This is a genomic window from Actinacidiphila cocklensis, from assembly GCF_907177275.1.
Lineage (GTDB): Bacteria > Actinomycetota > Actinomycetes > Streptomycetales > Streptomycetaceae > Actinacidiphila > Actinacidiphila cocklensis.
The window spans coordinates 1-19,274 of the sequence record NZ_CAJSLV010000103.1 but is presented as its reverse complement, the minus strand read 5'-3'; the positions used below and the strand labels follow the sequence as shown (position 1 = coordinate 19,274).

Sequence of the window (19,274 nt, the reverse complement as noted above, 5' to 3'; positions counted from 1 at the left end):
CCGGGCCCGGCGACCGCGCGCCGGTGCTCGACCTCAGCCCGCCGTGCGCACCGGCGCCTCGTTCACCACCACCTCCGCCGCTGCCACCGCCGTGCCCGGTCCGCCGCGCGGCCGCAGCCCGAACCACACGAGTGCCGCGCTGACCAGCACCACCGCCATGTCGACGCCCAACGCCAGGTGGATGCCCGCCAGTTCGGTGCTCCGCGTCGCGGCGATCGAGCTGAGCAGCGGGATGCCGACAGTGATGGCGACGTTCTGCGTCATCAGCGTCAGGCCCGTCGCGAGGCCCTGCTCCCCGTCCGGCAGTTCGGAGGTCGCCGTGACCGTGTAGCCCACGATCGCGGTGACGTGCCCGAAGAAGGACACGAACAGCACGGGCACCAGCAGCGCGAGCCCTTCCCGCCCGGAGCCGACGAAGACCAGCGGCAGGTTCGACACACCCTGCACGGCCAGGCCGGTGACCAGCACCCTGCGGTAGCCGAAGCGCCCGATGAAGCGCCCGGCGAGCACTCCCGCCGCCATCGAGGCGAGCCCGGGGATGCCGAAGACCAGGCCGGTGACCAGGGGGGAGAAGCCCAGGGTGCGCTGGAGGTAGAGCGTCATCAGGAAGATCATGGACGTCTCCATGGTGAAGATCACCAGGCCCGCGTAGTTGCCCCACTTGACCGTGGGCCGCCCGAGGATGCGTACGGGTGCCAGCGGGGCGGGCGAGCGCCGCTCGATGACCCAGAACGCGGCCAGCAGTACGGCGCCGGCGGCGCCCACCAGCGCGTTCTTCTCGATGACGGCGTAGACCACGGCCAGCAGGCCGCCGGTCACGGTCACCGCGCCCGGCAGGTCCGTACGCACCCGCTCCGGCAGGCTGCTCTCGGCGATCAGCGACGGTGTGAGCGCGATGACGACGACGGCGACGGGCACGTTGAGGAAGAAGGCCGCGCGCCAGCTGAGCAGGTCGATCAGGCTGCCGCCGACCATCGCACCCACGGTGAAGCCCGCGGACAGCAGCGCGCCGTTCAGCCCGAGGGCGCGGGTGCGCAGCGGGCCTTCGGGGAACGTGCTGGTCAGCAGGGACAGTGCCGCGGGTGTCGCCATGGCGGTGGCGAAGCCCTGCAGTGCCCTGGCCGTCAGCAGGGTGCCGGCACCGGACGCGAAGCCGCCCAGCAGGGAGGCGACGACCAGCAGGACCATGCCGGCCAGGAACAGGCGCCGCCGCCCGAACAGGTCGGCCAGGCGGCCGAAGAGCAGCGTGAAGCCGGCGGCCGGCAGGGCGTACGCGGAAGCGATCCACGGCAGGCCGGTCAGACCGAGGCCGACGCCGGCGCCGACCTCGGGGAGGGCGACGTTGAGGATCGAGAAGTCGACGGACAGCGTGAAGCCGGCTCCCAGCAGTACGAGCAGGGTCAGCCGCTCGCGCCTTGTCATGTGTGTCTCGGACATGTGCTTCCCTTCACCCCGGACCAAGTGCAACCTCATGGTTGCACTTGACCTCGACGACGCGCAACCTCCGGGTTGCGTCTTGGATTGGGAACATATCGGGGCAGAAAACCGCAAAGTTAAAGCCCGCGTAAGTGGCCAGAGGGCTGCCTACGGACTTACGCTGAGTAAGGATGCGGCAGATCCGGGGCGGAGACCCGGAGGACATCCGTCGGTATAAACGACAAAGCACACTGCGAAGGAGGTGGCTGGAATGGCCACCGATTCGACTCACTCGACGTCGCAGATCGAGAGCCATCCCGACTTGATGGCCCTGCGCGGCCGTTACGCGGAGGCGTCTGCGAAGCCGATCTCGGGGCTGATCGAGGGCCTCTGCCTGCTGACCGGTCTCTACCTGGCGATCTCGCCCTGGGTGGTGGGCTTCACCAACTTCTCGGGCCTGCGGGTCAGCAACCTGATCACCGGTATCGCGCTGGCCGTGCTCGCCATGGGCTTCGGCTCGGTGCTGGAGCGGACCGTCGGCCTCGGCTGGTGCGCGGTCGCGATCGGCGTGTGGACGATCGTGGCACCTTGGGCGATCGCCGGACCCGACGCGGCGACAACCCACACGATCGTGAACAACGCGATCATCGGCGGCGTCGCCTGTGCGCTCGGGTTGGCCACGATGGGCCTGGGATTCATGGGAGGCAAGCGGCGCGCGCGCTGACGCGCAGCGAGTCGTACAGCCAGCGGATGCACCCACGGTGCGGACGGCAGACCTGCCGTCCGCACCGCGTTCTCCGTCCGCGTCAGACGCGCATCTCCACCGGCACAGCCGCAAGTGCGGCCTGGATGGCCGCGACCAGCCGCTCCGCGGACTCCGCGGTGAGCTCCACGGCCACGCGGGCCGCCGGCCCCCTGCCCGGGTCGGCGAAGTCGATGTTCAGCGTGTGCTCGGCCATCGCGTGCACGGGATGGTCGAAGTAGACGGTCACGTCGGTGACGTGGAACCACGAACCGCCGGGACCCTTGGCGCTGCCGTCGACCGTGTCCTTGAAGGTCGCGTACGTGCACATGTCTCAGCCCTCCGCCGATGTTGATGTCGCCGTCGCCGTTGCCGTCGACAGGTGCTTGCCGAAGAAGGCCGCGATCCGCTCCCACCCGTCGTTGGCCGCTGCCACGTTGTACGCGGGGCGGTTGACGGCGAAGAAGCCGTGCCCGGCGCCCTCGTAGCTGTGGAACTCGAAGTCCTTGGCGTGCTCGGTGAGGATGCGGCCCAGCTCCGCGACCTGCTCGGGGCTGGGGTGCTGGTCCTCGGCGCCGAAGAGGCCGAGCAGCGGGGCGGACAGGTTCGGCAGGTCGGGGATCAGGTTGGTGATCCGCAGGTCCATCCCCGCCGGCACCTCGCCGACGACGAAGGCGCCGTAGCAGTCGACGGCGGCGTCCAGGTCGAGGCGGCAGGCGCTGAGCACGGACTGGCGGCCGCCCGAGCAGTGGCCGATGACGCCGACGCGGCCGTTCGCGGCGGGCAGCGAGCGCAGGTACGCGGCGGCGCCGGCGACGTCGCCGACCAGCCGGTCGTCCGGCACGCCGCCGCGGGAGCGGGCCACCGCGCTGGCGTCGGCGGGGTCGGCGCCGGGCGCCTCGCGGCTGTAGAGGTTCGGGCAGATCGCGTCGTAACCCAGTTCCGCGAAGTGCCGGACCATCTCCTTGGTCTCCCGGTCGTAGCCGGGCATGTGGTGGATGACCACGACGCCGCCGCGGCTGCGCTCGCCCGCCGGGCGGGCGAGGTACGCCTCGATCTGGTCGCCGTCGTGCCCGGCGACGGCGAGGGTGGTCGCGAAGAGCGAGCCGGGGGAGGTGTCCGGGTAGTCAGTCATGCCGCCAGCTATACCATAAGGCTGAACTGATCAGTTTATGCTGAAGATTATGACGGCCAGCAGCAAGGACCCCGCCCCGGAAGACCCGCCTCGGGCGGAGGCGGCGGACCCGGCGGAGGCGGTTGAGCCGGCGGCACCGCCCGCCGACGGCAGCCCGGCCCGTATCGCGGCGGACCTGCGCGCGGCCCTCGGCCCGCTGGTCCGGCGGCTGCGCCAGTTCCGGCCCGACGGCGAGCTGACCCTCTCGCAGACCTCCGCCCTGGTCCGGCTGGACCGCGAGGGCCCCGCGACGGGCTCGGAGCTGGCGGCGGGCGAGGGCGTGCGGCCGCAGTCGATGGCCGCGATCCTCGCCGTCCTGCACGAACGCGGCCTGGTCGTCAGGGAGTCGGATCCCGCGGACGGCCGGCGCATCGTCATGTCCCTGTCGGCGGCAGGGCGGGAGGGCCTGCGCGGCGCCCGGCGGGAGAAGAGCAGGCGGCTGACGCGGGCCATCACCGAGGAGCTGACGCCCGAGGAACAGGCCACGCTCGCGGCCGCCCTCCCGCTGCTGGAGCGGATCACCCGGCGCGTCTGAACCCGCGGAGCCGGCGAGACCCGGGACTGACGCCCGCGCAGAGGGCCTGACGGCCGCGCAGACGGCCCGCCGCCGGTCCGGGAAGTCCCGGCCCATGCCCGGGAGTGCCCGCCGCCGGTCCGGGAGGGCCTGGCGGCGGCCCCTGCGGCCTGCCGTTTTCCGCGGTGCGATTTCCTGTGTAACGCAAGTGCGGGGCCATCGCGTCTTCAGGGTGAAGGCCGACGCGAAGGGAGCCGCAGGCGTGCGAAAAGTGCAGACTCAGGCCTACCTGGAGTTCGCCCGGGTACGAACGGGTCCGCTGTACCGCTCTGCGTGCCTGCTCGCCAGCGGCGACACGCACCTGGCGGAGGACCTGGTCCAGGAGACCCTGGGGCGGATGTACCTGGTGTGGAGCCGTACGTCCAAGCTCGGGAACCCCGCCGCGTACGCGCAGACCGTCCTGGTCCGGGCGTTCCTGACGCACCAGCGGCGGCGCAGCAGCACCGAGCGCCCGATCGCCGAGCCGCCCGACCGTCCGGCGGGCGCGGGCAGCGACACAACTCTCCGTATCACCCTGCTCGAAGCGCTCGCCCGCCTCGCCCCGAAGGACCGGGCCGTCCTCGTCCTGCGGTACTGGGAGGACCGCAGCATCGAGGAGACGGCCGCGGCCATGGACGCGACCCCCGGCGCGATACGCACCCGCTGCGTACGCGCCCTGGGCCGGCTGCGCGAAGAACTCGGCGGCGAGCTGGCCGACCTCATCGCGCACTGACACACCGGAACACCGACACGCCCACCCCTCAACACCCCCGTGAGGACACCCATGCCCGTGGAATTCGAAGACGACCTCGGCGACGCCATGCGCCGGACCGCCGACACCTTCCGGCCCGACGACCCCCGCGACCTGGTGGACGCGGGCCACCTCAGAGGCCGCCGGATGCGCCGCCGGCGTACCGCCACCGTCGTGGCGGGAGCGGCAGCCTTCGCCGCGGTCGCCGTCGGCGGGGTGATGGCCGGCGGGCTCGCGCACAACGGCAGCAACGGCAGCAACGGCAGCGGCGTGGCCGCCGCGCCCGAGCAGCCGTCGAAGCCGAAGACCGCCGCCCCCGCGAAGCCGGCCGCACCGCAGGTGACCGGCAAGAAGGTCGCCGCGATCTTCGCCGGGCTGCTGCCGCCCGGCAAGGTCAAGGACCTGGAGGGCCGCGGCCCGAAGGACGTCGGATTCCCGTTCGCGGCCGCGCAGGCCGTCTTCGACGACGGCCCGGGCCCCGCCCTGGTCGAGGTCGGCCTGCAGCCCGACGGCCAAGACATCGAGGGCTGCCCGCCGCCCGCCCAGAACCCGGGCACCTGGTGCTCCATCACCCATGTGCACGGCGGCACCCTGCAGATCTTCAAGGGCTTCGAGTACCCGGACCACCGCGCCGAGACCAAGGACTGGACAGCGACGTTCGTCACAGCGAGCGGCGCCCAGGTCCAGCTGAGCCAGTGGAATTCGAGCCAGGAGAAGGACGCCCCCATCACGCGGCCGAACCCGCCGCTGGACATCGCCGAGATGACGGCGATGGTCACCAGCGACAGCTGGAAGCCGGTGCTGGCCGGGCTCTCGAAGTCCGGCACGTTCGGCAAGCCCGGTTCGTCGGCGGCCGACTCGAAGGCGGAGACGGACACGTCGAAGTCCGGCGCGGCCAACGGCTGACACATCGCGACGGAAGGTGCCAGAGCTGGGGGGTCTTCCCGTTCACGCGCTTTTTGCGCATGCTTTGAGTACCCGGGTGCCGTCTGCGGCGGCTTTCGGGTGACAATGCGAAGTCGAGGCGCAAGACGTACGAAGCAGTCCCCCTGAATGAAGCGAGGATCCCATGTTGCGAAACGGGCTGGAGCCGTGGCACCTGATCGTGGTGGCGATCGTCGTCATCGTGCTGTTCGGTTCGAAGAAGCTCCCCGAGGCCGCCCGCGGTCTGGGCAAGTCGATGCGCATCCTGAAGTCCGAGGCCAAGGCGATGAAGACCGACGACCCGGGGACCGCGGCCAGCACCGCGCCGGCGTCCACGCCGACCCCGGCGCCGGAGGCCATCACTCCCAGTGACGTGGTGACCGCGAACGAGGCCGCCCCGACGCAGCAGGCCACCACCACGGCGAAGTAGCGCACCCGCAGCACCCTGCACCACCTCGCACCGCGGCCCCGTGCCCGGCTGCGGCCGAGCCCCGGACGGCACCCGTCCGGGGCTTCGTGGCGTGGTGCGCGGGTGCGGGCCGCCGGAGGCCGCCTTTTCCGGGTTCCGGCAGTGTTGGTAGGTTCTCGGCGTCCGGGTTGCGGAAGCCGGGCGGGCAGGGGTGGGGACGTGATGACGGCGGGAGCCGGTGCGGGTACGAGTGCGGGTTCCGGTGCGCCGGCGGGTACGGGCGGGGGTGCGGGTGCGGTGCCGGCGGAGTTCCTGGCCGGATTCCCCGAGACGCTCGCCGAGATCTCCCGCAGCTGCCGGACGCTGACCCGGGCGGAGCGGGAGAGCCGCAGGGCGCTGGGCGAGCAGGCCGCCGACGCCGGTATAGGCCTGCGTGAGCTGACCGCGGGGCACCTCGCCGCGGCCCGCCGCGCCTGGGCCGCGCTGCCGGGGGTGGCGGGCGCCCGTGACGCCGCCGAGCTGCGCAGGGTCGGCGGTGCGGTGCTCGGCGCGCTCGAAGCGGGGATCGGCGCGCTCGCCGAGGGCCACGCGCGCGCCCAGCGGCACGCGGTACGGCGGGCGGAGGCGGCCCGCCGCGCGTTCGTCGACGACCTGCTCTACGGCCGCAGCGACCCGGGCCGGATCGCCGAGCTGGCCGAGGGCTTCGGGCTGCGGCTCGCCGAGCGCCACGTCGTCGCGGTCGGCACCCCGCCGCCGGGGCATCCGTACGACGAAGCGCACCCGCTGCTGCGGCGGGTGGAGCGGGAGCTCGCCGGCCGATTCGGCGACCACGACGCGCTGATCGCGCCGAAGGACGGGCGGCTGGTGTGCGTCGCGCCCACCGGGCAGCGGCCGGTGCTGGACGCGTTCGTGAAGCTGGTCTCCGCGGCCGACGGCGCCCGGGTCGCGGTCAGCCGCGCGCACAGCGGGGCGGTGGGCGTGGTGCGCTCCTACGAGGAGGCGCTCAGCGCGCTCGACCTGGCCGAGCGGCTCGCCCTGGACGGGCGGGTCCTGAGCGCGGCCGACCTGCTGGTCTTCCCGGTGCTGATGCGGGACCGGGCCGCGATGACGGATCTGGTGCAGTCGGTGCTGGGGCCGCTGGAGGCGGCGCGGGGCGGTGCGGCGCCGCTGCTGGACACGATCTCCGCGTACGCCGCCGCGGGCTATGTCAACGCGGAGGCCGCGCGCCGGCTCGACCTGAGCGTGCGCGCCCTGTCGTACCGCCTGGAGCGCATCGCCGCGCTCACCGGCTTCGACCCGGACGACCCGCTCCAGCGCTACACCCTGGAGACCGCTGCCCTGGGCGCCCGCCTGCTGAACTGGCCGCCGTCGGCCCCTTCGGCCTGAGGCTCAGCCGGCGTAGGGGTCGGCCTGCTCGTCCTCCGCGCGGGCCGCGGCGCACTCCTGGCTCAGGCCTGCGCTGATGGCCAGGCCGATGTCCCGCAGGGTCGCGAGCTGCTCGGGGGTGAGGACGTCGAAGATGTGCTCGCGCACGGTCGTGACGTGGCCGGGCGCGGCCGCGGCGAGGGCCGCGTAACCGTCCTCGGTCAGGGCGCAGACCCACCCGCGGCGGTCCCCGTCGGCGGGGCGCCGCTCGACCCACCCGTTGCGTTCGAGCGCGGCGACCGCGTGGGAGAGCCGGCTGCGGGAAGAGAGTGAGACGTCGGCGAGTTCACTCATGCGGAGACGCCGGCGCGGCGCCTCCGAGAGGCGGACCAGGATCTCGTAGTACGCCATGGGCATGCCCGAGTCCTGCCGCATCTGCCGGTCTATGTGCGCGGAGAAGGCGACGCTCGCGGACAGGTACGCCCGCCAGATCTCCTGTTCCTCCGCGCTCAGCCAGCGCACATCGTCCATATGTTCATCATAACGGTGGTTGAACTCTCAACACCAGCGGGATATGGTGGCTGAGCTTTCAATCACCACCATCATCTGATGGTTCCGTCCAAGGAGTATCCGCCATGAGCTCGCAGACCGCAGTGATCGACGGCTATGTCGCCGGTACGTGGACGATCGACACCGTGCACTCCGACGTGTCCTTCTACGTCCGTCACCTCGGCGTTTCCAAGGTCCGCGGTCACTTCGCGGCCTTCGAGGGCACCATCGTGACGGCCGAGGACCCGGTGGAGTCCTCCGTCAACGCGGTGATCAAGACCGCGTCGGTGAGCACCAACAACGAGACCCGGGACGGCCACGTGCGCAGCGCGGACTTCCTGGACGTCGAGAGCTTCCCCGAGATGACCTTCACCTCGACCGGCATCCGCCCGCAGACCTCCGAGCTGTTCGAGGTCGACGGCCAGCTGACGCTGCACGGCGTGACCAAGCCCGTCACCCTCCAGCTGGAGCTGAACGGCTTCGGCAAGGGCTTCGACGGCAACGCGGTGGCCGGCTTCTCCGCCGCCACCGAGATCAGCCGCGGCGACTTCGGCGTCACCGGCGGTGCCGCCGGTGCCGCGGTCAGCGACAAGATCAAGATCGCGCTGGAGATCGAGGCGGGCCTGGCCCAGGCCTGATCCGCCCGGCCGCCCCGCTGGAGCGGCCGCACAGCACGGCCCCGTCCACCGGCCGCCGTCCGCGTCAGCACGCGGACGGCGGCCGGTGGCGTTTCGGTTCCCGTACGACCCGGACGCGATCGGCGCGGGAAGTCTGCCGGAAAGCGGCAATGCCCGGCCCGCCCCCGTGCTGCCACGATCGCTGCGGCGGTCGAAGAGCCGGCAGGGGGAGGCGAACGGGGAATGGGGCAGTTCACCGACGTCGTCCTCGGCTTTCCGACCGTGGTGTTCACCGGGGGACTGGTGGCCGTGGTCGCCTTCTGGGCCATCGTGCTGGTCGGCGGAGCCGACGCGCACGGGCCCTGGCACCACGGCGCCACGGGTGGACACGGGGGACACGGGGGAGCAGGGGGGAACAGCGGTCATGGCGTCAACGGGGGGCGCCATGACCGGCTGGCCGGCGGCGCGGACCGCCACGGCGGCGGAGCCGGTGCGCTGGCCGCCGCTGGACTCGGCGGGGTGCCCGTCACCGTCGTCCTGTCACTGCTCGTCGCGCTGTCCTGGTTCCTGACGCTCGCCGGCTCCGCGGCCCTGCACGGCGCGGACGTCCCCGGCCGGCCGGTCCGCGTCCTGCTCGGGCTCGCGGTTGCCGCCGCCGCACTGGCCGGCGCCTGGTCCGGCACCTGGCTGCTGGTGCGCCCGCTGCGCCGCCTGTTCCCCGACGTCCGGCCGCCCTCCCGGGAGGACTTCGTCGGGCGGGTCTGCGTGATCCGCACCGGCGCCGTGACCGCCCGCTTCGGGCAGGCCGAGGTCGCCGCACCCGACGGCTCCACCGCCGTGGTGCAGGTGCGGCAGACCGGCGCGGACGCCTTCACCTCCGGCAGCAGCGCGCTGCTCTACGCCTACGACCCGGACGGCGAGTTCTTCTGGGTCGCGCCGTTCGACACTCTCGACACCTTCACCACCACCTGAGGATCCGCCATGGATGCCACTGCCATCGGGATCGGTGTTCTCGTCGCCGTTCTCGCGCTCATCGCACTCGGAGTGCTCTTCACCGTCAGCCGGCTCTTCCGCAAGGTCGAGCAGGGCCAGGCGCTGATCATCTCCCGCACCCGGCAGGTGGACGTCACCTTCACCGGGGCCGTCGTCCTGCCGGTGCTGCACAACGCCGAGCTGATGGACATCTCGGTGAAGACCATCGAGATCCAGCGGACCGGCCGCGAGGGCCTGATCTGCCAGGACAACATCCGCGCGGACATCCACCTCACCTTCTTCGTCCGGGTCAACAAGACCAAGGAGGACGTGGTGAAGGTCGCGCAGGCGATCGGAACCGAGCGGGCCAGCCACCAGGAGACGCTGCAGGCGCTGTTCAGCGCGAAGTTCTCCGAGGCGCTCAAGACCGTGGGCAAGCAGCTGGACTTCGTCGACCTCTACACCCACCGCGAGCACTTCCGCGACCAGATCATCCAGGTCATCGGCACCGACCTCAACGGCTACCACCTGGAGGACTGTGCGATCGACTTCCTGGAGCAGACCCCGCTCACCCAGCTGGACCCGGCCAACATCCTCGACGCGCAGGGCATCAGGAAGATCACCGAGCTGACCGCGATCGAGCACGTCCGCACCAACGAGTTCCAGCGCACCGAGCAGAAGGAGATCACCCGGCAGAACGTCGACGCCCGGGAGACCATCCTCGAACTCGAACGCCGGCAGGCCGAGGCCGAGATCAAGCAGCGCCGCGAGGTCGAGACGCTGCGGGCCAAGGAGGAGGCGGTCACCGCCAGGGTCCAGGAGGAGGAACGCCTCGGCGCCCAGGGCGCGTTCCTGCGCACCGAGGAGCAACTCGGCGTGCAGCGCGAGAACCAGGCCAGGGAGATCGCGGTCGCGCAGAAGAACCGCGAGCGGGTCATCGCGGTCGAGAACGAGCGCATCGAGAAGGACCGGGTGCTCGAAGTCATCGCGCGGGAGCGGGAGACGGAGCTGGCCAGGATCTCCAAGGAGAAGGAGGTCGAGGGCGAGCGCCGGGAGGTCGCCGACGTCGTCCGCGAGCGCATCGCGGTGGACCGCACGGTCGCCGAGCAGGAGGAGTCGATCAAGGCGCTGCGGCTGGTGCAGGAGGCCGAGCGGGAGCGGCAGGCGCTGGTCATCACCGCGGAGGCGCAGGCGCAGGAGCAGCTGGTCAAGGACATCAAGGCGGCCGAGGCCGCGGAGCAGGCCGCGCAGCACAGGGCGCGCGAGGCGCTGACCATGGCCGAGGCGCGCAAGGCCGCGTCCGAGCTGGACGCCGCCGCGAAGATCCGGATGGCCGAGGGCATGCGGGCCGAGGCCGCGGCGGCCGGGCTCGCGGAGGTCGAGGTGCAGGAGCGCAGCGCAGCCGCGATCAGCAAGGTGGGCGTGGCCGAGGCGCAGGCGACCGCGGCGCGGCTGACGGCCGAGGCGGACGGCGTGCGGGCCAAGGCGCTCGCCGAGGCCGAGGGCACCACCGCCCAGGCGGCGGCGGAGTCCGCGCTGATCGGCGGGCGGCTCAAGGCGGAGGCCGCGGGCCTGACCGAGAAGGCCGCCGCGATGGCGGCACTGGACGACGCCTCGCGCGGCCACGAGGAGTACCGGCTGCGGCTGGCGGCGGAGAGGGACGTACGGCTCGCGGGCCTGGACACGCAGCGGCAGATCGCCGAGGCGCAGGCGACCGTGCTGGCCACCGGCCTGGAGAAGGCCGACATCCAGATCGTCGGCGGCGACACCGTCTTCTTCGACCGGCTGCTCGGCGCGGTCGCGGCGGGCCGCAGCGTCGACTCCTTCGTCGGCAGCTCGGAGACCGTCAAGGCACTGGGCGCCGACTGGCTGGACGGTTCGGGCCGCTTCACCGAGGACGCCACGAAGGTGCTCAGCGCCCTGGCGGCGGGCAACGGCGGGGCCACAGGCAACGGCAACGCGGCGAGCGTGCTGGCCGCGCTGCTCGGCCAGCTCCAGGACCAGAAGCCCTTGCCGGCCGGCACCCCGGCCAACGGCGTCGCGAAGAAGTGAGCGGGCGGTACGACATGAGCGGCGACGGCGGGCGGGGCGGGGCCGGGCAATCCGGCGGGGACGCCGGTGGCGGCGGGCATCAGGGGGACGGGCTCGACGTCGACGCGTACGACCTGCTGCGGGAGCGGCTGGCCGGGGCGGCCCGGGACCTGGCCGGGCGCGCGCAGGCGCTGAACGGCGCCCGGCAGGAGGTGTTCGGCGGGGGCGGGTTGCGGCTCGCGGGCAGCGAGACGCTCGGCACGGTGCGGGCGTCGCTGCCAGCGGACGTCGCCCCCGTCGCCGGGCGGCTGCTGTTCGGCGCGAACCCCGCGCAGGTCGAGGACGTCGCCGACGTCCTGCGGCTGCGGGACGCCGACGACGCGGTGTCCGGCCTGCTCGACGACCCTCAGTTCGTACGGGACTTCAGGGAGTTGTACCGCTACTACCGGCAGACCCGGCTGCTGCGGCTGCGCGCCCTGGAGGGCCGGCTGCTCGCCGTCTTCCGCACCGGCCCCTCGCCCGCCGACGTCAAGGCGCTCGGCTGGCGCATCGGCACCGACGGCTCCTACGCCTACCAGGGCACCGCCCGGGACACCGCGGAGGCCGACGGCGGCGCCTACGCGGTGGCCTGGACGCCCGCGGGGCGCGAGGCCCACGTGCCGGGGCGCCGCCCGCACCTGGCCCTCGGCGGCGTCACCGTCGACCCCACCGGCGGCACCCTGACGATCACCGTCGGCGACACCGTGCACGAGGAACCGGTCGAGGACGCGCTGCAGTCCCTCGCCGACGCCGAGGTCGAACACGCCGCCGTGGAGCCGCTGCTGCTGCTCCGGGTGCGCCCCTACCGCGAGGACGCCGACCGCTACTTCGCCGTCAACACCCGTACCGAGCAGGTCGAACGGCTCGACGCGATCGGCCAGGCCTGCCTGCGCCTGCCCGACGAGCAGGGCGTCGTCTTCCCCGGCGGCTACGCCCTGGCCACCGGCGGCACCCGCACCTTCGACCTCGAAACCGCCGGTGTGCGGCTGGACTTCGAGCGCCTGGTGCGGTCCGCGAACGGCGAGGACGTGCTCTACGTCTTCCACGCCGAGGGCCGCAGGCTGCTGCTGCCGTACAACCTGATCCGCAAGGAGGTCGCCGCCCCGCTGACGGTGCAGGGCGCCGCACTCTACGACGACGGCACGCTGCTCACCCTGCGCCCGGCCGACGGCGACGAGCCCGCCCGGGTGCACACCCTCCAGCGCTGGGAGACGCCCTTCGTCTCCGACACCTGGGCCGCCGCGCAGCCCGCGGGCGAGGGGCCGCTGGCCAGGATCGGCAACGCCGACCTCGTACGGGCCGTCTCCGACGCGCTGTCGGTGGCCCGCGCCGCCCTGGAGACCGCGCCGGGCGCCGCCGTCTACGAGGCGCTCGCCGCCTCCTGCGACCGGGTGCTCGACCGGCACCACTGGCTGGCCGACGACGGCTGCTTCGGCCTCGACGCCCCGCTCGCCGCGGTCCGCGACACCGCACGGGAGGTGCTGGCCGAGTACGCCCGGGTGCGCGAGGCCACCGCCCGCGCCGCGCAGGCCGTGGACGAGGCCGCGGCCCGGGCCGCCGCCCTGGTGCGCCGGGTGCGCGGCGAGGCCGCCGCGAGCGCGGCCGAGTGGGTCACCCGGCTGACCGAACTGCGGCAGGCGCAGGGCCGGCTGGCGACCCTGCGCGAGACGCGGTACGCCGACCTCGGCCGGCTCGACTCCCTCGCGGCCTCCCTGGCGGGCGAGCTGGCCGACGCGGCCGGCAGGGCCGCCGACTGCTTCGCCGACGAGCACGCCTTCGACGGCTTCCGCGAGCGGGCGGCCGAACTCGCCGCCTCAGCGGCCTCGTTGGGCACCGCGGCCGACGGGGACGCGGTCGGGGCCGACCTGGACGAGCTGGCGGGCGGCCTCGCCACCGTCACCGAGACGGCCGCGACCCTGGAGATCACCGACGCGACCGTACGCACCCGCATCCTCGCCGCCGCCGCGGACGTCCTCGGCGCGGTCAACCAGGCGCGGGCCGTCCTCGACGCGTGCCGCCGCTCGCTGCTCGGCGCCGAGTCCGCGGCCGAGTTCGCCGCGGAGAGCGCCCTGCTGGCGCAGAGCGTCAGCGGCGCGCTGGCCGCGGCGGACACCCCGGAGGCGTGCGACCTGCAGCTGGGCCGGCTGCTGGTCCAGGTCGAGAACCTCACCACCCGCTTCGCGACCGACCCCGAGCGCCTCGCCGCGCTCGCCGGGCGGCGGGACGAGATCCAGCAGACCCTCAGCGCCCGCCGGCAGTCCCTGGCCGACGAACGCGCCCAGCGGGCTTCCCGGTTGGCCGCCTCCGCCGACCGCATCCTCGACGGCATCCGCCGCCGGGCCGCCGCGCTGTCCTCGCCCGACGACGTCAACACCTACTTCGCCGCCGACCCGATGCCGGCCGAGCACCGCAGGATCGCGGCGGAGCTGCGTGCCCTGGGCGACCCGTCCCGCGCGGCCGAACTGACCGCCGCGCTGGCGGCCGCCCGCCAGGACACCGCCCGCACCCTGCGCGACCGCGCCGACCTCTACGAGGACGACGGCGCCACCATCCGGCTCGGCCGCCACCGCTTCCCCGTCAACGCCCACCCCTTCGACCTGGCCCTCGTCCCGCACGGCGACGCCCTCGCCTTCACGATCACCGGCACGGACTACCTGGCGCCGGTGGGCGACCCGGCCTTCGCGGCCACCCGCCGCTTCTGGGACCGCCCGCTGGTCTCCGAGACCCCGGATCTGTACCGCGCGGAGTACCTGGCGGCCGGCCTCCTGCTGGACGCGCTGTCCGCACGGGGCGGAACCGCGGGTGCGGGTGCCCGGGGTCCGCGCGCGGGCGCGCCGGCGTCGGGCGGTGACGGCAGGAACGCGGCCGCGGGGGCGGCAGGTCCGCAACCCGGCGGATCGGCGTCCGGCGGGGACCTGGCTGCCGCGGGTGCGGTCGGGCCGCGCCCCGGCGGGGACGCCGTCTCCGGGTCACTCGGCGACACCGAGGCGCTCGTGCGGGGCGCGGTCGAGGCGCGGGTGGACGAGGGGTACCAGCGCGGGGTGCACGACCACGACGCCGTGCTGCTGCTCGGGGCGCTCGCCGGGATCGCGGCAGGGGCCGGGCTGCTGCGGTACCCGCCGGAAGTGCGGGCGGCCGCACAGCTGTTCTGGGTGCACGGCACCACCGCTCAGGCCCGGGCCGCCTGGACGACCCGGGCGCGCTCGCTGACCCGGGCGGCGGCCTTCGGCGCGGCCGCCACCGACGGCGCCCTGGACGCGCTCGGGGCAGAACTCGGCGGTGCCGCCGCCGGGTTCCTGCGGGGCGCGGGAATCGAGGGCGAGGTGGACGGCGCCCTGGTCGGCGAGTACCTGGTCGCGGAACTCGCCGTCGAGCAGGCCGGGTTCGTGGCCGGGGAGGCCGCCGTGGACGTCGGGCGGCGGTTCGCCGAGGCGCTCGGCGGGATCGACGCGGTGCCGTACAAGGAGGTCGTCGGCGATCTCGACGCGCTGGGCGGCGACCTGCGGGCGCGCTGGCAGCTGGCCCTCGGGTGGCTCGCGGCCTTCGCCGGGGCGCACGGCGACCACCTGGAGACGGCCGCCGCGCTGGTCTGCGGTGCGGACGCCGTGCGCTACGAGGCCGACGGCACCGCCGAGGTCACGGTGGAGGGCCTGCTCGGCTCGCACCCGCGGGTCGTGCACGGCCGGTTGACCCTGCGCCTGGACGAACTGCTGACCCGGGTACGGCGGTTCGGCGCGGACGACGTGCCCGCGTACCGCGCGTACCAGCGCCACCGCACCGCCGTCGTCGCCGCGGAACGCGACCGGCTCGGGCTCGCCGCGTACCGCCCGCGCCCGCTCACCGGCTTCGTCCGCAACCGGCTGCTCGACGAGGTCTACCTGCCGCTGGTCGGCGACAGCCTCGCCAAGCAGTTCGGCACCGCGGGCGGCCTGCTGATGCTGCTGTCGCCGCCCGGATACGGCAAGTCGACGCTGGTCGAGTACGTCGCCGCCCGCCTCGGCCTGGCCCTGGTCACCGTCTCGGGTCCTGCGCTGGGCACCGGCACGACCTCGCTGGACCCGGACCGCGCGCCCGACGCCACCGCCCGGCGCGAGGTCGAGAAGCTGAACTTCGCGCTCGCGCTCGGCTCCAACGTCCTGCTCCACCTGGACGACATCCAGCACACCTCGCCGGAACTGCTGCAGAAGTTCATCCCGCTGTGCGACGCCCAGCGCCGCATCGAGGGCGCGGGCGGTACGCACGAGCTGCGCGGCAAGCGCTTCGCCGTCTGCATGTCGGGCAACCCCTACACAGAGTCCGGCCGGCTCTTCCGGGTCCCCGACATGCTCGCCAACCGCGCCGACGTCTGGAACCTCGGCGACGTCCTGACCGGCCGGGAGGAGGTCTTCGCGCTCAGCTACGTCGAGAACGCGCTCACCGCCAACCCGGTGCTCGCCCCGCTCGCCGGCCGCGAACGCACCGACCTCGAACTGCTGCTGCGGCTCGCCGCCGACGACCCGACGGCCCGCGCGGACGCGCTCACGTACCCCTACGAGGCCGACGAGCTGGCGTCGATCCTCGCCGTACTGCGGCAGGCGCTGCACGTGCGGCGGGTGCTGCTCGCGGTCAACGCGGCGTACATCGCTGCCGCTGTGGAAGGCGGGGAGCCCTTCCAGCTCCAGGGCTCCTACCGGGACATGGCCCGGCTCGCCGGGCGCCTCCACCCGACCCTGACGCCCGCGGACGTCGACGCGCTCATCACCGACCACTACCGGGCCGAGGCCCACACCCTCGCCTCCGGCGCGGGCGCCGCCCTCCGACGGCTCGCGTCTCTGCGCGGCAAGCTCGCCTGACGGGCCGCCCCTTGCCGTGTGCGGTGCGTCTTCCCCCGGTGGGGGCTGGTCGCGCAGTTCCGCCCCCGGAGCTTGCCCCGGGGGCACCGGCGTCTCCTGGAAAACGGTCACCCTCATACGCAGAGGGCAAGCCGTCAGGGGCGCGGGGAACTGCGCGCTCCTACGCTGTCGCGCCGCTGCTGACCAGCGCCCGCAGCTTCGTCTCGCGCAGCCGCACCACCACCGGTGCGGCCCGCCGCGAGGCGAGGGCCAGCGGCCAGGCCACCAGGGAGCCCAGGACGAGTGCTGCCAGCACGTCGTGCGGGTAGTGCACCCCGATCCACACCCGCGAGGCGCCCATGAGCAGCGCGACCGGCAGCGCGTAGAGGCCGATCCGCCGGGAGGCCAGCAGCAGGGCGACGGCCGCCGCCGCGGCGATGGCGGAGTGGTTGCTCGGGAAGGCGTAGTCGCCCAGCGCGGGGCACGTCTCCACGGTCACCGTGTGGAGCGTCTGGCAGGGCCGCTGCTCGGCGAAGGCCGACTTCACCAGGTCGTTGACGAGGAAGACGGCGACGACGACGAGCGGCACGCACAGCGCCGCCGCCATCCGTGCGGCGTCCCCCGACCTGGCCCGCCACCACACGACGAGCATCATGACGGCGAAGACGCCGAGCCCGTAGTCGCTGAAGAAGCGGACGACGTCGTCGACGGGCTGCGGGGTGCGGTGGGCGACGTCGGTGACCCAGCGGTAGAGGCCCGCGTCGAACTGCGAGGTCACAGTCCCTCCACGGACGAGTCGGCGGTGTCGGCGGGGGCGCGGCGGCTGCGGACGACCTCCACGGCCAGCGGCGCCAGGGACACGACGACGATGAGCGCCACGATCGGCAGCAGGTAGGTGTCGACGTGCGGGATCGACGAGCCGAGCCCGTAACCGCCCAGGACGAGGCCGACGCTCCAGAGGGTGCCGCCGGCGACCTGCCAGAGCGTGAAGGTCCTGGCGGACACGCCGAGCGCGCCGGCCAGCGGGTTCAGCACGGTGCGCACCACCGGGACGAAGCGGGCCAGGACGACGGCCTTGGCGTGGCCGTACCGCTCCAGCAGCTCGCCGGCCCGCTGCGTGCCCTGGTGGATCTTGCGGTTCCGCGTTCTGGCCAGCAGGGCGGGGCCGCCGCGCCTCCCGATGGCGTAACCGGTCTGCGCGCCGAGCAGCGCCCCCGCCAGCGCGGCGACGAGCACCTGCCACAGCGAGAGATGCACCACATCGGACGCACCGGACACGCTCAGCAGTCCTGCGGTGAAGAGCAGCGAGTCACCGGGCAGGAAAAAGCCGATGAGCAGACCGGTTTCGGCGAACATGACGACGGCGATGCCGACGGCTCCGAAGGACGACAGCAGGGAGGTCGCGTCGAGTACGTTCACGGCCTGGTTCAGCACGGGCAGGGGCATGGCGGTGGAGCCCTCCCATAATGGGTCCGGGGGGCGCGGTGCGGCACCCCTTCCGACTACAGTCGAGTAGTCGGTCTACAGAACTGTAGACGAACGAGCGGGAAGGAGCGATTCCATGCCGGACGCCAGTGCGTCAGCCCGCCGCCCTTCGGGCGAGCTGGAAGCAAGCGTGCTCGCTGCGCTCTGGGCGGCGAACGGCCGGGCGCTCAGCCCCGCCGACGTCCAGCGGGAACTGGTCGCCGCGCTCGGCGCCGACCTCGCACGCACCACCGTCACCACGATCCTCGCCCGCCTCCACGACAAGGGCTCCGTCAGCCGCACCAGGGCGGGCCGCGGCTACGCCTACCTCCCGGCCCAGGACCCCCCGGGCCTCGCCGCCCGCCGCATGCGCACCGAGCTGGACAAGTCGGCGGAGGGCCTGCGCGGCACCGTCCTGGCCCGCTTCGTCTCCGAGCTGGACCCGGACGACGAACGCCTGCTGCGCGAGCTGCTGGCCCAGGACGCAGACGGCACCGACGGCGCTGACGGCGCTGACGGCGCAGACGGCGCTGACGGCGCTGACGGCGCAGACGGCGCTGACGGCGCTGACGGCGCCGACGGCACCGACGGGCACGGAGGGGGTGCAGGGGCGTGAACTGTGCCGTGACGGCGTCCCTGCCGCTCGCCACGCGGCCGGCATGCTCCGGGCTGCGGTGGCGCGTGGACCACGCTCCGACGACGCGCCGGCCGCTCGCCGCGGACCCTGGCGCCTGCCGCGGGCTGACGGGCGGTGGTCAGGCGTGAACTATGCCGTGTGGGTGCCGTTGCTGCTGCCGCTGCTCGCCGCGCCCGCCGCCAGGCGGCTGGCCGAGGCGCTGGCGCCGCGGGCCGCGGCCTGGGCGCTCGCCGGGTCCGCCGTCGCGCTGGCCGCGTGCAGCACGGCAGCGCTGGCACTGCTGGCCGGGGCCGGCGCGCTGCGGCTGCCGCCGGTGGCCGCGCTCGGCCACCTCGTCCTGCCGGTCGTCGGCGACCAGGTCACCGTGCCGGCCGCCTGCGTCGCCGCGGTGCTGCTCGCCGCGGTCGGCGCAGCGCTCGTGCACACCTCCCGGCAGCACGTCGTCCTGGCCGCCCGCGCCCGCCGCGCCGCCGCCGCGTCGGGCACGGCAGGCGGCGACCTCACCGTCCTGGACGAGGACGGCCCCGACGCGTACGCCCTTCCCGGGCGGCCCGGGCGCATCGTCGTCACCACCGGCATGCTCAAGGCGCTCGACCCGGCGGAACGCGAGGTGCTGCTCGCCCACGAGCGCGCCCACCTCACCGGCCGCCACCACCTCTTCCTCACCGCCCTCGCCCTGGCCTGCGCCGCCCACCCGGCGCTGCGGCTGCTGCGCGGCCCGCTGTCGTACGCGCTGGAGCGCTGGGCCGACGAGTCCGCCGCCGCGGCCGTCGGCGACCGCCGCGTCGCCGCCCGCGCCATCGGCCGGGCGGCCCTGGCC

Annotated in this window: 18 protein-coding genes; 12 read left to right on the top strand and 6 right to left on the bottom strand. The window is 73.9% G+C overall.

Annotated elements, in window-relative coordinates; all coding sequences use genetic code 11:
• Positions 1-33: 33 nt before the first annotated feature.
• On the bottom strand, positions 34-1,437 hold the full coding sequence (locus tag NFU81_RS35300; protein WP_251499588.1) for an MFS transporter: 1,404 nt from the start codon (positions 1,435-1,437) through the stop codon (positions 34-36).
• 250 nt (positions 1,438-1,687) lie between these two features.
• On the opposite strand from NFU81_RS35300, the gene NFU81_RS35295 reads away from it, so the two are divergent.
• Positions 1,688-2,140, top strand: coding sequence for an SPW repeat protein (locus NFU81_RS35295; RefSeq protein ID WP_251499585.1), 453 nt, complete (start codon positions 1,688-1,690; stop codon positions 2,138-2,140).
• An 82-nt stretch (positions 2,141-2,222) separates the two neighbouring features.
• On the opposite strand, the gene NFU81_RS35290 is transcribed toward NFU81_RS35295, so the two are convergent.
• Together NFU81_RS35290 and NFU81_RS35285 are read right to left on the bottom strand one after the other, a co-directional pair.
• Positions 2,223-2,489, bottom strand: coding sequence for a DUF6295 family protein (locus NFU81_RS35290; protein WP_251499583.1), 267 nt, complete (start codon positions 2,487-2,489; stop codon positions 2,223-2,225).
• Between the two features lie 3 nt (positions 2,490-2,492).
• Positions 2,493-3,293 (bottom strand): dienelactone hydrolase family protein, encoded by an 801-nt coding sequence (locus NFU81_RS35285; RefSeq protein WP_251499581.1) that lies wholly within the window; start codon positions 3,291-3,293, stop codon positions 2,493-2,495.
• Between the two features lie 49 nt (positions 3,294-3,342).
• Here NFU81_RS35285 and NFU81_RS35280 point away from each other — a divergent pair, with 49 nt between their 5' ends.
• From NFU81_RS35280 to NFU81_RS35260, 5 genes are all read left to right on the top strand, one after another.
• Entirely contained in the window at positions 3,343-3,867 is a 525-nt protein-coding gene (locus tag NFU81_RS35280; protein ID WP_251499578.1) for a MarR family winged helix-turn-helix transcriptional regulator, read from the top strand.
• 241 nt (positions 3,868-4,108) lie between these two features.
• Positions 4,109-4,618, top strand: coding sequence for a SigE family RNA polymerase sigma factor (locus NFU81_RS35275; RefSeq protein WP_251499574.1), 510 nt, complete (start codon positions 4,109-4,111; stop codon positions 4,616-4,618).
• 57 nt (positions 4,619-4,675) lie between these two features.
• Positions 4,676-5,542, top strand: coding sequence for a hypothetical protein (locus NFU81_RS35270; RefSeq protein ID WP_251499573.1), 867 nt, complete (start codon positions 4,676-4,678; stop codon positions 5,540-5,542).
• Positions 5,543-5,705: 163 nt separating this feature from the next.
• Positions 5,706-5,990, top strand: coding sequence for a Sec-independent protein translocase subunit TatA (gene tatA / locus NFU81_RS35265; protein ID WP_251499570.1), 285 nt, complete (start codon positions 5,706-5,708; stop codon positions 5,988-5,990).
• 276 nt (positions 5,991-6,266) lie between these two features.
• Complete coding sequence (locus NFU81_RS35260) at positions 6,267-7,355, top strand: PucR family transcriptional regulator (RefSeq protein ID WP_251499568.1); 1,089 nt, start codon at positions 6,267-6,269, stop codon at positions 7,353-7,355.
• A gap of 3 nt (positions 7,356-7,358) precedes the next feature.
• Here the strand turns inward: NFU81_RS35260 and NFU81_RS35255 are convergent, their stop codons facing one another.
• Entirely contained in the window at positions 7,359-7,865 is a 507-nt protein-coding gene (locus NFU81_RS35255; protein WP_251499565.1) for a MarR family winged helix-turn-helix transcriptional regulator, read from the bottom strand.
• A 104-nt stretch (positions 7,866-7,969) separates the two neighbouring features.
• Between NFU81_RS35255 and NFU81_RS35250 the strand changes: the two genes are divergently transcribed.
• The 4 genes from NFU81_RS35250 (at position 7,970) to NFU81_RS35235 (ending at position 16,374) form a co-directional block, all read left to right on the top strand.
• Positions 7,970-8,521: a YceI family protein gene (locus tag NFU81_RS35250; protein WP_251499563.1), complete on the top strand. Its 552-nt coding sequence runs from the start codon at positions 7,970-7,972 to the stop codon at positions 8,519-8,521.
• A gap of 222 nt (positions 8,522-8,743) precedes the next feature.
• A complete protein-coding gene (locus tag NFU81_RS35245; protein WP_251499561.1) occupies positions 8,744-9,472 on the top strand; it encodes a hypothetical protein in 729 nt (242 codons plus the stop codon).
• A gap of 9 nt (positions 9,473-9,481) precedes the next feature.
• Complete coding sequence (locus NFU81_RS35240) at positions 9,482-11,524, top strand: flotillin family protein (RefSeq protein WP_251499558.1); 2,043 nt, start codon at positions 9,482-9,484, stop codon at positions 11,522-11,524.
• A gap of 14 nt (positions 11,525-11,538) precedes the next feature.
• Positions 11,539-16,374, top strand: a complete 4,836-nt coding sequence (locus tag NFU81_RS35235) for a DNA repair ATPase (RefSeq protein WP_251499555.1) — start codon at positions 11,539-11,541, stop codon at positions 16,372-16,374.
• Between the two features lie 160 nt (positions 16,375-16,534).
• On the opposite strand, the gene NFU81_RS35230 is transcribed toward NFU81_RS35235, so the two are convergent.
• Positions 16,535-17,131 carry a phosphatase PAP2 family protein gene (locus tag NFU81_RS35230; RefSeq protein WP_251499553.1) on the bottom strand — a complete coding sequence of 199 codons (597 nt, stop codon included), beginning with the start codon at positions 17,129-17,131 and terminating at the stop codon, positions 16,535-16,537.
• Positions 17,128-17,799: a DedA family protein gene (locus tag NFU81_RS35225; RefSeq protein ID WP_251499550.1), complete on the bottom strand. Its 672-nt coding sequence runs from the start codon at positions 17,797-17,799 to the stop codon at positions 17,128-17,130. Before NFU81_RS35225 ends, NFU81_RS35230 begins: the two co-directional genes overlap by 4 nt.
• Positions 17,800-17,914: 115 nt before the next feature.
• On the opposite strand from NFU81_RS35225, the gene NFU81_RS35220 reads away from it, so the two are divergent.
• Both NFU81_RS35220 and NFU81_RS35215 read left to right on the top strand, forming a co-directional pair.
• On the top strand, positions 17,915-18,433 hold the full coding sequence (locus NFU81_RS35220) for a BlaI/MecI/CopY family transcriptional regulator (RefSeq protein WP_251499547.1): 519 nt from the start codon (positions 17,915-17,917) through the stop codon (positions 18,431-18,433).
• Positions 18,434-18,578: 145 nt separating this feature from the next.
• A partial coding sequence (locus NFU81_RS35215; protein WP_251499545.1) for a M56 family metallopeptidase occupies positions 18,579-19,274 on the top strand: 696 nt, incomplete at its 3' end.